Source organism: Cognatishimia maritima (assembly GCF_900129685.1).
Lineage (GTDB): Bacteria > Pseudomonadota > Alphaproteobacteria > Rhodobacterales > Rhodobacteraceae > Cognatishimia > Cognatishimia maritima.
Window position 1 is genome coordinate 483,042 of sequence record NZ_FQWM01000002.1, and the last position, 13,164, is coordinate 496,205.

The 13,164-nt window shown below is 56.5% G+C and carries 15 protein-coding genes; 2 read left to right on the plus strand and 13 right to left on the minus strand.

The genetic code is table 11. The features are described 5' to 3' along the window. Positions 1 to 218 precede the first annotated feature (218 nt). From infB to rimP, 4 genes are read right to left on the minus strand one after another with little or no spacing between them, the layout of a single operon-like run. The gene (gene infB, locus BUA39_RS07815; protein WP_072792495.1) at positions 219 to 2,714 is read right to left on the minus strand and encodes a translation initiation factor IF-2; all 2,496 of its coding nucleotides are present in this window, start codon (positions 2,712 to 2,714) and stop codon (positions 219 to 221) included. Beyond that, positions 2,711 to 3,343, minus strand: coding sequence for an RNA-binding protein (locus BUA39_RS07820; protein ID WP_072792496.1), 633 nt, complete (start codon positions 3,341 to 3,343; stop codon positions 2,711 to 2,713). Before BUA39_RS07820 ends, infB begins: the two co-directional genes overlap by 4 nt. A 24-nt stretch (positions 3,344 to 3,367) precedes the next feature. After that, complete coding sequence (gene nusA / locus BUA39_RS07825) at positions 3,368 to 4,993, minus strand: transcription termination factor NusA (protein ID WP_072792497.1); 1,626 nt, start codon at positions 4,991 to 4,993, stop codon at positions 3,368 to 3,370. 4 nt (positions 4,994 to 4,997) lie between these two features. Continuing rightward, positions 4,998 to 5,585: a ribosome maturation factor RimP gene (gene rimP, locus BUA39_RS07830; protein WP_072792498.1), complete on the minus strand. Its 588-nt coding sequence runs from the start codon at positions 5,583 to 5,585 to the stop codon at positions 4,998 to 5,000. Positions 5,586 to 5,732: 147 nt separating this feature from the next. Here rimP and BUA39_RS07835 point away from each other — a divergent pair, with 147 nt between their 5' ends. Continuing rightward, entirely contained in the window at positions 5,733 to 6,545 is an 813-nt protein-coding gene (locus tag BUA39_RS07835; RefSeq protein WP_131814578.1) for a hypothetical protein, read from the plus strand. Here the strand turns inward: BUA39_RS07835 and BUA39_RS07840 are convergent. From BUA39_RS07840 to pip, 3 genes are all read right to left on the minus strand, one after another. Then, positions 6,494 to 7,120 carry a CDGSH iron-sulfur domain-containing protein gene (locus BUA39_RS07840; RefSeq protein WP_072792500.1) on the minus strand — a complete coding sequence of 209 codons (627 nt, stop codon included), beginning with the start codon at positions 7,118 to 7,120 and terminating at the stop codon, positions 6,494 to 6,496. The two genes, BUA39_RS07835 and BUA39_RS07840, sit on opposite strands and share 52 nt — an antisense overlap. Positions 7,121 to 7,195: 75 nt before the next feature. Then, entirely contained in the window at positions 7,196 to 8,707 is a 1,512-nt protein-coding gene (locus tag BUA39_RS07845; protein ID WP_072792501.1) for an ABC transporter substrate-binding protein, read from the minus strand. A 78-nt stretch (positions 8,708 to 8,785) separates the two neighbouring features. Next, complete coding sequence (gene pip, locus BUA39_RS07850; RefSeq protein WP_072792502.1) at positions 8,786 to 9,757, minus strand: prolyl aminopeptidase; 972 nt, start codon at positions 9,755 to 9,757, stop codon at positions 8,786 to 8,788. A 49-nt stretch (positions 9,758 to 9,806) separates the two neighbouring features. Between pip and ubiG the strand changes: the two genes are divergently transcribed. Next, positions 9,807 to 10,553 (plus strand): bifunctional 2-polyprenyl-6-hydroxyphenol methylase/3-demethylubiquinol 3-O-methyltransferase UbiG, encoded by a 747-nt coding sequence (ubiG, locus tag BUA39_RS07855; RefSeq protein ID WP_072792503.1) that lies wholly within the window; start codon positions 9,807 to 9,809, stop codon positions 10,551 to 10,553. 29 nt (positions 10,554 to 10,582) lie between these two features. On the opposite strand, the gene BUA39_RS07860 is transcribed toward ubiG, so the two are convergent. From BUA39_RS07860 to grxC, 6 genes are all read right to left on the minus strand, one after another. Beyond that, positions 10,583 to 10,960, minus strand: coding sequence for a helix-turn-helix domain-containing protein (locus tag BUA39_RS07860; protein ID WP_072792504.1), 378 nt, complete (start codon positions 10,958 to 10,960; stop codon positions 10,583 to 10,585). A gap of 11 nt (positions 10,961 to 10,971) precedes the next feature. Further along, on the minus strand, positions 10,972 to 11,274 hold the full coding sequence (locus tag BUA39_RS07865) for a type II toxin-antitoxin system HigB family toxin (RefSeq protein ID WP_072792505.1): 303 nt from the start codon (positions 11,272 to 11,274) through the stop codon (positions 10,972 to 10,974). Between the two features lie 190 nt (positions 11,275 to 11,464). Next, positions 11,465 to 11,623, minus strand: a complete 159-nt coding sequence (locus BUA39_RS16785; protein WP_165610498.1) for a hypothetical protein — start codon at positions 11,621 to 11,623, stop codon at positions 11,465 to 11,467. Further along, a complete protein-coding gene (locus BUA39_RS07870; protein ID WP_072792506.1) occupies positions 11,620 to 12,072 on the minus strand; it encodes a MarR family winged helix-turn-helix transcriptional regulator in 453 nt (150 codons plus the stop codon). The genes BUA39_RS16785 and BUA39_RS07870 overlap by 4 nt, the downstream gene beginning before the upstream one ends. Continuing rightward, positions 12,053 to 12,892, minus strand: coding sequence for a carbon-nitrogen hydrolase family protein (locus tag BUA39_RS07875; protein WP_072792507.1), 840 nt, complete (start codon positions 12,890 to 12,892; stop codon positions 12,053 to 12,055). The genes BUA39_RS07870 and BUA39_RS07875 overlap by 20 nt, the downstream gene beginning before the upstream one ends. Then, positions 12,892 to 13,149: a glutaredoxin 3 gene (grxC, locus tag BUA39_RS07880; protein WP_072792508.1), complete on the minus strand. Its 258-nt coding sequence runs from the start codon at positions 13,147 to 13,149 to the stop codon at positions 12,892 to 12,894. Before grxC ends, BUA39_RS07875 begins: the two co-directional genes overlap by 1 nt. Positions 13,150 to 13,164: the final 15 nt, after the last annotated feature.

A 13,164-nucleotide genomic window follows, 5' to 3' on the forward strand; every position in this document is an offset into this window, starting at 1 on the left:
TCGGTGCAGGGCCTATTCGTCAAAACCCTACCCAACGGGCGAATTGTTGTGCGCGTCGGCAGCCAGACATTTCAGGGACGGCCTGTTTAGGCCTTCACATCCTAACACACTCTTGGAGGGCGCTTTCGTTGTTGCGAAAGCGCCCTTTTCATTGCGAGTTCCAAATGAAAAAGCCCGCCAATTTGGCGGGCTTCGTTTTTCGTCATTGAGGCTTTGTTTTAGTCGAGCGTGCGCTCGACCTCTTCGCGCTCAAAGATCTCGATCACGTCGCCTGCGCGAATGTCATCGTAGTTTTCAAACGCCATACCGCATTCCTGACCAGAAATCACTTCGGCGACTTCGTCTTTGAAGCGCTTCAATGTCTTCAGCGTGCCTTCGTGGATCACCACGTTGTCGCGCAGCAGGCGCACACCTGCAGACCGACGCGCCACACCTTCGGTGACCAGACAGCCAGCAACCTTACCAACGTTGGACACTTTGAAGACGTCCTTGATGGTCGCATAACCGATGAAGTTCTCTTTGATTTCCGCAGAGAGCAGACCAGAGGCCGCCGCTTTCACATCATCAACGAGGTCATAGATAACCGAGTAGTACCGGATCTCGACGCCTTTTTGGTTCGCGGTGTTGCGCGCAGAGGCATTCGCACGGACGTTAAAGCCCATGATCGGCGCACCGGAGGCTTCGGCCAGACCAACGTCGGTTTCGGTGATCGCGCCCACACCATGGTGCAGCACGCGCACGCGAACCTCGTCGTTGCCGATTTTCTCCATCGCCTGAACGATCGCTTCGGCAGAACCCTGAACGTCAGCTTTCACCAGAATGGGCAGTTCAGAGACATTCTCGTCTTCTTTTGCCTTCTGCATCAGCTGTTCCAGCGTGGTCGCTGCACCGGCCGCTGCGCGTTTGTCCTTCGCAGCTTTCTGGCGGTATTCCGCAATCTCACGTGCCTGCGCATCAGTCTCGGTCACGTTCAGAACGTCACCTGCTTCTGGCGTGCCATTCAGACCCAGAACTTCAACCGGAACCGAAGGCCCAGCTTCTTCAACGCGTTCGCCTTTGTCGTTGATCAGCGCACGGACCTTACCGTACTGCTCACCCACAACGAAGATATCACCCTGACGGAGCGTACCTTTCTGAACCAGAACGGTCGCAACCGGGCCACGGCCCACGTCAAGCTGCGCTTCGATCACAGCACCCTGTGCCGCACGATCTGGGTTGGCTTTCAGTTCCAGAATTTCGGACTGCAGAGCAATCGCTTCCAGCAATTCATCCAGACCCTGGCCGGTGATAGCAGAGACTTCAACGTCCTGAACCTCACCAGACATCGCTTCAACGATCACTTCGTGCTGCAGCAGTTCTGCGCGCACTTTGTTTGGATCAGCCGCTGGCTTGTCACATTTGTTGATCGCCACGATCATCGGCACTTCGGCCGCTTTCGCGTGGTTAATCGCTTCGATGGTCTGTGGCATCACAGAGTCATCCGCCGCAACAACCAGAACAACGATGTCCGTTACCTGCGCACCGCGCGAGCGCATCGACGTAAACGCCGCGTGGCCCGGAGTATCGAGGAAGGACAGGGTTGTGCCACTGTCGGTGGTCACCTGATACGCACCAATGTGCTGAGTGATGCCGCCGGCTTCGCCTGCAACCACTTTCGCGTCACGGATCGCATCAAGCAAAGATGTCTTACCGTGGTCAACGTGACCCATAATGGTGATGACCGGCGGACGTGGCTTCAGATCTTCGTCTTTTTCTTCGACGTCGGTGATAGCATCTTCAACGTCAGAATCGGAAACGCGCACCACTTTGTGGCCGAACTCTTCGATGATCAGTTCCGCAGTATCTGCATCAAGCGTTTGGTTCTGCGTGACCATCATGCCCATATTCATGAGCGACTTAACGACGTCGGCAACGCGTTCCGCCATACGGTTTGCCAGTTCAGAGACAATAATCGCCTCTGGCAGCTGAACGTCACGGATCACCTTTTCACGCTCGACCGCGCCACCCATTGCCTTTTGACGCGCACGCTCTTGCTTGCGCTTCATGGCGGCCATGGATTTCTGGCGACCGCCAGCTCCACCTGTTGCCTGGCTCAGTGTCAGCTTGCCGGAACGACGCCCATCATCGCGACCACGGTTCCGACCGCGCTCTTCGCGCTCCCGTTCCGCTTTGCGAGGTCCGGCGCTTGGCGCTGGTTTATGAGACACTTCACGCTTAGGTGCATCAGTTTTCGGAGCCGCTTTAGACGCCGCTGCCTCTGCTGCAGCGCGTTTTTCGGCCTCTTGGGCCTCCAGACGCTTCCGTTCTTCTTCTTCGGCTTTCGCGCGGGCGCGTTCTTCGGCTTCGCGTTGCTCACGCTCTTTTGCCTCAGCTTCCGCACGACGGCGGTTGCGCTCTTCTTCGCGTTCTTTTTCTTGTGCAGCGCGGCGTTCGGCGTCTTCGGCCTCACGTGCTTTTGCAGCCTGCAGCGCCTTCAGACGACGCTCCATCTCTGCTTCGGAAATACCCGCAGGGCGTTTGGACGGGTCACCACCCGGACGACCAGAGCTAACCCCCGGTTTCGCTGCACCCGGTTTCGGCACCACAACGCGCTTGCGTTTGGTTTCCACCACGACGTTCTTGGTCCGCCCATGGCTAAAGCTTTGCTTCACGTTGCCCGGACGGGCACCCGCTCCACGTAGACCCAGAGTTTTTTTACCGTCGTTATCGCTCATCTAGCTGTCTTACCCTTTCCGACGGCCCCTGCCGCCGTAATTTCGCGTACGCCCTTTAGTCGTTGGGCTTCCTCTACAACTCTTTTTGTGAGTCCACCAGACGCAAGCGCCCCATGTATCACAGTTTGTCGCCCAAATGCCAATCCTAGCTCCTCCTGCGTCAGCCAACCGATGTAGCTGCCGTAGTGAGGCGTGCTGAGTTTCGACTTTCCACGACCAGAGCCGTCGATTGCTTGAATGAGGACTTGCGCCACCTCTTTGGAGAGCCAGTCCTTTACCTTTTCGTATCCGACAACCGCGTCGCCGGATTTGCGCGCCATGCTGATCAAGTCGACCACCCGGCGTGCCAGTTGTTTTTCAACCTCATCCACGAGGCCGTCAGGCACCTTGACCTGCTGCTTTGCCGCGCGCGCGAAAGCACCTTTAGAAGCTGCTTTTTCAATCGCGGCGCGATCCGCAGAAACCCACATGCCACGGCCGGGCAATTTGCCCAGAATATCTGGAAACACCGTGTCATCCGGCCCGACAACAAACCGCACCAGCCCGTATTTGGGCTGGGTATCGCCAGTAGCGATACATTTGCGTTCCGGACCGTCTTCCCGGTTTTTCGGCTGACCACCGCGTGACATCTTGATGCTTTCCTGACCCTTGGCTTACGCTTCGGCTTGCGCTTCTGCGTCGCCGTCTTCGGCGTCGGCATCGTCTTCGGATGCAACCAGATCATCCGGATCAACCCAGCCAAGAACCACACGAGCGGTCATAACCATATCTTGTGCTTCCTCAAGGGTCACACCGAAAGGTTCCAGAACACCGTCATCTTTGACGCGCTGCCCGTCGACGGTTGTCCAGCCACCGGCCAGTTCCCAGTCTGCACAGGTTGCGAAATCCTCGAGCGTTTTCACGTCGTCTTTCGCCAGCGCCTCTACCATTTGGGCTGTCAGACCTTCGAATGCAATCAGGCTGTCCTCGGCGCCCAAAGCGCGCGCCGCTTCCAGGGCTGCCGCTGCCGCCGCTTCAAGGTGATCACGCGCACGGGCCTGCAGTTCGTTTGCGGTGCCTTCGTCGACACCGTCAATCACCAGCAGTTCGTCCAACTCGACATAAGCAACCTCTTCGAGGTTCGCAAAGCCTTCGGACACCAGCAATTGCGCGAAGAATTCGTCGATATCCAGCGCTTCTTGGAAAAGCTTGGTACGCGCTTCGAATTCTTTCTGACGACGCGCGGATTCTTCCGCCTCGGTCATAATGTCGATGTCGAGGTTCGTCAGTTGCGATGCCAGACGCACGTTCTGACCGCGACGGCCAATGGCCAAGGACAGCTGTTCTTCGGGCACGACAACTTCGATCTTGCCCGCTTCTTCGTCCAGAACCACTTTGGTGACTTCTGCAGGTTGCAGCGCGTTCACTAGGAAAGTTGGCTGGTCTTCATTCCAAGGAATGATGTCGATCTTTTCGCCCTGCAGTTCGTTCACAACGGCCTGCACGCGGGAACCACGCATACCAACACAGGCACCGACAGGGTCGATGGAGTTATCATAAGAGATCACAGCAATCTTCGCACGAGACCCCGGGTCACGCGCAACGGCTTTGATTTCGATGATACCATCATAGATTTCGGGCACTTCCATTTTGAACAGTTCTGCCATGAATTCTGGCGCTGTGCGGGACAGGAAGATTTGCGGGCCACGCGTTTCACGGCGCACATCTTTGATGTAAACGCGGATGCGGTCATTCGGGCGATAGCTTTCGCGGCCGATCTTTTCATTGCGGCGCAGGATGGCTTCGCCACGACCGATATCGACAATCACATTGCCATATTCTTCGCGTTTCACCAGACCATTGATAATGGTGCCAGCCTTGTCTTTGAATTCTTCGTACTGACGATCACGTTCAGCTTCACGAACCTTTTGCAGGATCACCTGTTTCGCAGATTGCGCCGCGATCCGGCCCAGTTCAACCGGCGGGATTTCTTCGACGTAAGTGTCGCCAACCTCTGGGTTTTCCAGATATTGCTTGGCTTGCTCGACAGTGAACTCCGCCTGGTAGTTTTCCAGTTCTTCGTCTTCGACAACCGTGCGCACGCGGGTAAAGGTCGCTTTACCGGTCTTGCGGTCAATAGAGACACGAATGTCCATTTCCGCGCCGTAGCGGGACTTCGCCGCACGTGCCAGCGATTCTTCCATCGCTTCGACGACCAACCCAGGGTCGATCATTTTCTCGCGGGCCACCGCTTCGGCGGTTTGCAAAAGCTCCAGCTGGTTTGCAGAGGTAATTGCCATGTACTCAGTCCTCCTCAGAACCGGTGTCGGTTTCGATCTCGTCAAAAGTGTCTTCATCCAGATTGCCCGCCGCTTTGCGCTGCTTCAGCATTTCGGCAATCAACTCATCAGTCAGAACCAGCTTGGCATCGGCCAGCCAGTCAAATTTCAATCCAACGGTTTGCACACCGTCAGCGCCCTGTTCGATATTGATCAGGACTTCATCCTCTTCGACGCCCGCCAGAATGCCGCGAAAGCGTTTCTGCCCGTCAATCAATTCAGAGGTTTCGATCTTGGCGTCATAGCCTTCGAAAGTGTCAAAGTCTTTCAGGCGCGTTAGCGGGCGGTCGATGCCAGGGCTGCCGACTTCAAGCACATAAGAATCGCTTAGCGGATCTTCGACATCCAGAATGGCGCTGACTGCGTTGCTGATCTCTGCACATTCGTCCACAGCAATGCCACCCTCTGGGCGCTCTGCCATGATTTGCAGCGTATGCGTTTTGCCGCCCTGCAGACGCAGGCGCACCAATTCAAACCCCATATCTTCGATCACAGGCGCGACGATCTCAGCCAAACGGCGATCAATCGCGGATTTTGCAATCAGGTTGCTCATATGCGTGTCCAATACCTGTTCAAACACAAAAAAACGGGCCCGCGGCCCGTCGATCTTTCTCGGTGGAGCGTCAGACCCGAGGCCCGCCGCGCCGCTGTTGAGGGGGATATACGCACAAACATCTGAGTCTGCAAGGGGGTGTGGCCGGTGTCTTTGACGCTGCGCCAAGGGCGTGGGTCGCAGATCAAAAACATGGCTAAGATTTCGGTAACACATTTGGGTCACTCTCGCCCTATGCGGCACGACACGAACGATCCCTTTCACGTGACATATTTCAACATCCGGCAGTCTTTGGGTGTGATCGCAATGATCTTTCCACTGGGCCTTTTGCTGGGTGGCTATATCACCGAAGGCCACGTTTTACCGTCGATCAGCGACTATTATTTTTCCTCTATGCGAGACTTTGTTGTCGGGGCCCTGGTGGCGATTGGTCTTTTTCTGATGGCCTATCGCGCAGAACGTCGGCCTGACACCGACTGGCTGGATACCCTGACAGGTCTGGGTGCCGGGGCAGCGGCGATTGGCCTCGCGCTTTTTCCGAACAAACCCCACGCCACCGGGGTTGAGACGTTTTTCCATGCCATCATGGACGACCGGATCAGCGTTGCCTTGCACTTTCTATCAAGCTTCGTGTTTCTGACCACACTGACACTATATTGCCTTCGTATCTTTGCCCGCGCCGCACCGGTGGGTGAGCGCCGGTTCTACCAAATCTGCGGCTGGACCATTGTTGCATCAGGTATCATTGCCACTTTCGCCAGCTTCGTGCGCGCCTTTGATTGGTTTCAAGCGCAGGCAATTGTCGAACACCTGAACCTGATTTTCTGGCTAGAGGCGGCTGGCATCTGGGCCTTCTGCGCGGCGTGGCTACTCAAGGGCCAAACCGAGCGACGCGCGGCGAGCGTACCTCAGTCTGCGTCGTCCCGCCACTTGGCGTCCCGGTGGGTGCCGTCGCAATAAGGCTTGTTCCCCGACTTGCCACAGCGGCACAGCACATATTTGCGATCCGACATGTTTTCAGCCTGCGGCGGCACGGGCGAGGCGACATCCAATACCCAATAGGGGCCGTTCTTTTGAATATGGATATGCGGGCGATCCGCCGTCAAATGCGCGGGATCGGTATCAGCCAGCGCCAGCGCGCCTGACGGGCAAGCGGCGATGACGGCGCGAACTTCATCAACTGTGCCATTGTCTGGCTGCACCCAAGGACGTTCGCTTGCATTAAAGATATGTTTCGCCAACCGACCGCATTCCGCCGCATGTGCACAAAGCAGCGGGTTAAAGGTGACGGACACCTCCTTGCCCTCATAGGTCAGCAACCGATCCCGCCCCGCCGGAGTACCGCCGCGACTTTGGAAGCCGTTGTTATTGTGGCTGCCATCACAGAAAGGCTTGTTTTTGCTGCCGCCACAGCGACACAGGGCCATCACCGGCTTTGCCTCAACCATCGTGCCGTCTGACATGCGTATATGGGTCACGCCTTTGACCACAAGCGGGCCGTTCTCGCGCTCTTCAATTATTGGGGTTTCAGACATTTTGGACCTCCTCAAATCCATCACGACGCTTGTGGCTTAGTTCAAGCGTAGATCGTTGAGGCTGCCCCCAACGCGTTATGCGAACCACCAGCGTTCAATCATGCGCCCGCTATCAAGCGCAAAGAGATTGCCAATCGCCGGACCATGCGCCAACCGCGCGTGGTGGGCGTCTGCAAAATTCGCATAGGCCGGGATCAAAGCGCCGCCCTCATCCGCCATCAACGCTTGCATCTCTTGGTAGATCGATTGCCGTTTGACCGGCGACAACTCTGCCCGCGCGCTCAGCATCAGGTGTTGGAAATGGGGATTGTGCCATTGGCTTTGGTTCCAGGCCCCTTCGCCCGCCATCGTCGAAAAGATCCAATCTTCAGTGACGCGCCCAGACCACACAGCAGGCTGCAAGGTCAGATCACTGGCTGCACTCGACGAAACGTTAATGCCCGATGCCTTGGTATGGGCCGCAAAGGACTCGGCCATGCGCCCCATTGCCGAATGGGCGCGGCTGGTTTCAGGAAGGGTGAGGTTCAGTTGCTTCACACCTGCCTTGCGCAGGTAATACCGTGCCTTCTCGGGATCAAAACGCGCCGCGCTTTCATTTGGCAGCAGATATTGGTTCAACGGACCAATCGGATGGTCCTGTGCAATGCGGCCGTGCCCAAACAAGGCCTGATCCACAATCGCCTGCCGATCCACCGCATATTTCAGCGCGCGCCGCAGGTTCACATCATGCGCTGGCGCCTGATCTGCACGCATCGCATAGCCAATGTGCTGGTTGCCCACCACATCGGTCAGGCGCAGCAGCTTGCGCTTGGCAAGCGTTGCCTTCTGCGCGAGATCAAAGTCACTGACCGCATCAACCTGCCCGGTCATCACAGCGCGGGCGCGGTCCTCTGCATCATTCAGGGCCACCAGTTCAACCGCGTCAAACCAGCCTTCTTTGCCGTCTTTATAATGCCCGCGCACCCGACCCAGCATGGCGCGTTTGCCTGGCTCAAATCCGATCACCTTGTAAAGCCCGGTGCCTATCCCTTGCAAAAGCGCCAGTTCCAGATTGTCAGACGGGTAAATGCACAGGTGATAATCCGCCATCAAGAACGGAAAATCAGCATTCGGCGCGGCCAGTTGGAATTCGATCTTATGACTGCCAAGCGCCGTCATTTCAGAAATCGCGGCAACAATGAACCGCACGGGCGAGTTCGCCGACTGATCCAGATGCAGCCGCAATGACGCAATGACATCCTCAGCTTCAAAAAGCTTGCCGTTGTGGAACTCAACCCCGCGACGCAGCGTGAACGTCCAGCGTTTGGCATCTGCACTGGCTTCCCAGCTTTCCGCCAACTCGCCGATCAGCTCCCCATTGGCGGCAACTTGCGTCAGCGTATCAAACACCGCGCCATGGCCTGCCATGATCATGAATTTCCCGCGATGGGTGCGACTGTCCCACTGATCAGAGGCATAGGCACCGCCAACCCCCAACCGCAACACCCCGCCGCGCTTGGCCGTAGCCCCCAAGGGCATGCCAGAGGCCGCAAGAACACCGGCAAGGGCACCGGTCTTCAATAGGTGACGTCTGTCAAGGCGGGTCATCAGATGGCTGTCCTAAGTCATTGGCGGGACTCAGCAAAGCGCGGATTGCGGGAATTTACAACCTCGCAATCGCAGAAACTACAGGTTTGCGAAGTCTTTCATCACCTGCACAAGTTCTGACGTAATGCCCGGCTCGCTTAACGCGTGGCCCGCATTCGAAATCATGCGCAGCCGCGCGTTTGGCCATTTCTTCGCCAGCGCATAGGCGGAATGGGGCGGGCAGATCATATCGTAGCGTCCTTGCACGATGATTCCGGGAATATGTGCGATGCGGTCCATATGCGCCAAAATCTGCCCGTCAAACTCCAGAAAACCCGCGTTGGTGAAATAGTGATTTTCCAACCGCGAAAACGCGCGCGCATATTCCGCATTGGGCGTGCCAGAGACACCATTTGAGGCCATGGAGGCCAAGGCGTTTTCCCACGCCGCCCACGCGCGGGCAAATTTCACCTCGGTCTCATGGTCGCCTGAGAAAAGCCGTTTGTGGTAGGCCGCGATCATGTCGCCGCGCTCGTCCTCTGGGATCAAACCTTCAAAACGATCCCACGTTTCGGGCCAGAATTTCCCGGCCCCGCCGCCATAGAACCAATCAAGTTCATCCTGCGTCATCAGGAAAATGCCGCGCAAAATCAGCGCGACAGGCCGCTCTGGGTGCGTCTGCGCATAAAGCAAGGCCAGCGTTGCCCCCCAACTGCCTCCAAAGACCACCCATTGATCAATGCCCAGCGCCGTGCGGATACGTTCGATATCGGCAACCAGGTGCCAGGTGGTGTTGTTCTCAATCGAGGCATGCGGCTTGGACCGCCCACAGCCCCGTTGATCAAACAGAATGACGCGATAGATCGCGGGGTCAAAATAGCGCCGCATCGCCGGGCTTGCGCCGCCCCCCGGCCCGCCATGAAAAACCACAACCGGAATGCCATCCGCGCGCCCGGATTGTTCGACATAAATCGTATGGCCATCGCCCATATCCATCATGCGCTGATCGAAAGGCTCGATCGGCGGAAATAAATTCTGAAGTGCGCGTTTATGACCCGAGTGTTTGTCCATATTCGATCTATATAGTATTGCGCGCCCAAATGAGCACATGGAGGCTAGAATGCAACCCACGATGACCACTGTCGACCCTGCCGAGGTCGCCAAGTTTCAGGCCATGGCCGCCGAATGGTGGGACCCGAACGGAAAATTCAAGCCGCTTCATATGCTTAACCCCTGTCGGCTGGACTATATCACACGTCAAATCGCCGCAGAATTTGATCGTGACCTTGCGTCGGACAAGCCCTTCGCCGGTCTGACCCTGCTGGATATCGGCTGCGGTGGCGGATTGCTCAGTGAACCGATGGCCCGGCTTGGGGCCACTGTCATCGGGGCCGACGCCGCCGAACGCAACATCCCGGTCGCGCAGGTTCATGCCGAACAATCGGGGCTAGAGATCGACTACCGCCACACCACCGCCGAAGCCATCGCCGAGGCCGGTGAGCAGTTTGACGTGGTGCTAAACATGGAAGTTGTCGAACACGTCGCCGACCCGCAGGAATTCATCACGGTCTGTCAGCAACTGGTGAAGCCGGGCGGGCTGATGATCTGCTCCACATTGAACCGCACCGGCAAAAGCTTTGGCGCCGCCATCATCGGCGCCGAATGGATCATGCGCTGGCTGCCGAAGGGCACGCATGAATGGCACAAATTCATCACGCCAGAAGAGTTGTATGGCATGCTCGAAAAAGCGGGGCTGCAGCCGGTGGACCGGAAGGGGTTTGTCTTCAATCCGCTGGGGTGGAGCTGGTCGATTTCGGAGCGGGATCTGAGCGTGAACTATGTGACGGCGAGTAGGAAGGGTGGGTAACTTGGACTCTCGCCGTGTTATGCACTTAGTTAGCGGTTATCGACTTCCAAATGATACGGAGCAACGAGGACATCGGCTGGGATTTTCCACTGCACTCGAACCTTTTGAATCATTGAAAGATTCAACCTCCGACTTTTTCGAAGAACTTCTGATGCTCTAGATTGCGAGCCAATTACAGAGCCAAAATCGGATTGAGTGAACCCATGCTCTTCCATAAAAATCCGAATAGTTTCTACCGGGTCGGGAGCCTCAATGGGATAGTTCTTCTCTTCGTAGTGCTCGACAAGAACACACAGGACATCAAGCCTGTCACCATTTGGGGTTCCGACTTTCGCCCCCCAAAGCATTTCGATCTCTTTGAGGGCATTTCTATGATCTTCCTTCGTCCGAATTGGATGAATGGACATGATTTTGCACCTTAATATGACGACACTGTAGCTGCATCGATCTTGTCATAGTCAGCATGCGTGCCAATAAACTTGATAAAGGCAATCTCGCGTTCAAAATCAAAAGCGACTATTAGTCGATAATCATTTCCCCTGATCTTGAAGCGAATACGGTCGTTACTAACAACCTTCGCCGACGAAAACGTTCCAGCTACATCTAGTGGTTTTTCCCACTTTGCGGATTTGGCGACGTGAAACCAAGTTTCAAGAGAGGCCTTCGACTCCGGATGCTTTGTATAGAATTCGATTAATGAACTTCTGGCAATGACACGCATTCAGCCGCTCCAAAATAAACATTCCAACGTCCTCTATGTTTGCCAATGAGGCCTAGTTATTCCCATTTTGGGAAAGCGTCAAGGAAATTTCCCAAAATGGGAAACATCATCCAAATAGGCTTGGAAACAATCACCCTAGAAAATTAATTTAAGACTACTAATTCTTCGGGGTGCTCTGGATAGATTTTATCTACCGCTCACAAAACCCTTCAGAATGCACCCAGCGCCCACCCTCTGCCGCGCAATCTTCGGCCTTATGCGCCCCGCGCAATGTCGGCACAGCGTAGACCAGCATGAACACAACCGCCGCGATTACGGCCAGCAGGTTCATGCCTTTACGGCCTTTCACCCGTCGTCCTCTAGCTTCACGCGCAACTCTCGTAGCACGGGCAACACGCCGCGCACGCGGTGGTCGCCGAGGTCGCTGACGACCTCACTCAGCAAGGGGGCAATCAGGGCCAATGCGGCATCGCGCGCTTGTTGACCGGCGGTGCTGATCGCTACCATTTTGCGGCGCGCGTCGTCCCAATCGGGGCGGATATGCACATAGCCTGCGGTTTCAAGCTTGCCCAATGTGTTGGTCATCGCCCCGCGCGTTACGTGAAAGGCCTTAGCCAGTTGCGCCGGGCTTTTTTCGCTATTGGTGTGGGCCAGATGGTTCAGCACGGAAAAATGCGACAACTCCATGCCTTTGGGCAGGGCTTTGCTCAACCGGCTGCGGGCCAATTGGTCAGCCATCAGGATTTCGCTAAAGAGCGAGACCGCCAAGGCGTTGGAGTCACTGGGGGTCTGGGCCATCAAAGTCCTTGTCATGCGTCAGAGACGGAATGCGTCTACGCGCTTCTGCCACTTTTTCACGATCCAGATCAACGTAGATCACGCCCGGGTCCGTGCCCGCATCGGCAATCACCTCGCCCCAGGGCGAAACCACAAGCGAATGCCCAAATGTTTTGCGCGTTGGTCCCCGGCTGGCAGAATGCGTGCGGGTTTGGGCCGGGGCAAGCACCCAGCACCCGGTTTCAATCGCCCGCGCCTGCAAGAGCGCATGCCAATGAGCCGCCCCCGTGGTGGCTGAAAAGGCAGAGGGCACCGTCAGCACTTCGGCGCCCGCCTGCGCTAGAGCGCGGAACAGGTAGGGAAACCGGACATCATAGCAAATTGAAAGGCCGAGTTTGGCAAAAGGTGTGACGGCAACCAAGGCCCTATCGCCGGGGCGATAGCCTTTGGATTCATGGTAGCTTTCCGTTTCCGACACGGTGACGTCAAACATATGGATCTTGTCGTAGCGCGCTTTGATGTCGCCCGCGGGATCAATCAGGAACTGGCGGTTCACAAAGCGATCGTCTGGGCCGTCTTGTTTCAGTGCCATGGAGCCGATTGTCACCCACAGCCCCAGCCGCGCAGCGGTATCACGCACTCCGCTGAGAAAGGCGTCTTCGCCTTCGGTGCGCAAAACAGACTGCTGATGCGTGCGGCTGCCAGACACACAATTCGTGACCTCTGGCGTCAGAACATAGCCTGCGCCATGGTCTTTCGCCTGCGCAAGCAGAGCGGTGACCTCCGCCAAGTTCGCGCTCGGGTCATCCGAAGACGTGATCTGCAGCAGCGCGGTTTTCATCACGCGGCCAGCAGCGGGTCCAGCTTGCCTGCACGTTCCAACATCATCATGTCATCGCAGCCGCCGATGTGTTGACCGTCGACAAAAATCTGCGGGAAGGTGCGCCCACCATTGCTGCGCTGGATCATCTCTTCTTTGCGCGCGGGTTCTTTCCAGCCGTCATATTCAACAAACGCCACGCCTTTTTGTTGCAACAACCGCTTCGCCGCCGCGCAATAGCCGCACATGGGCCGCGTATAAATTTCTATCTGTGCCATCGCCATTTCCTTCTG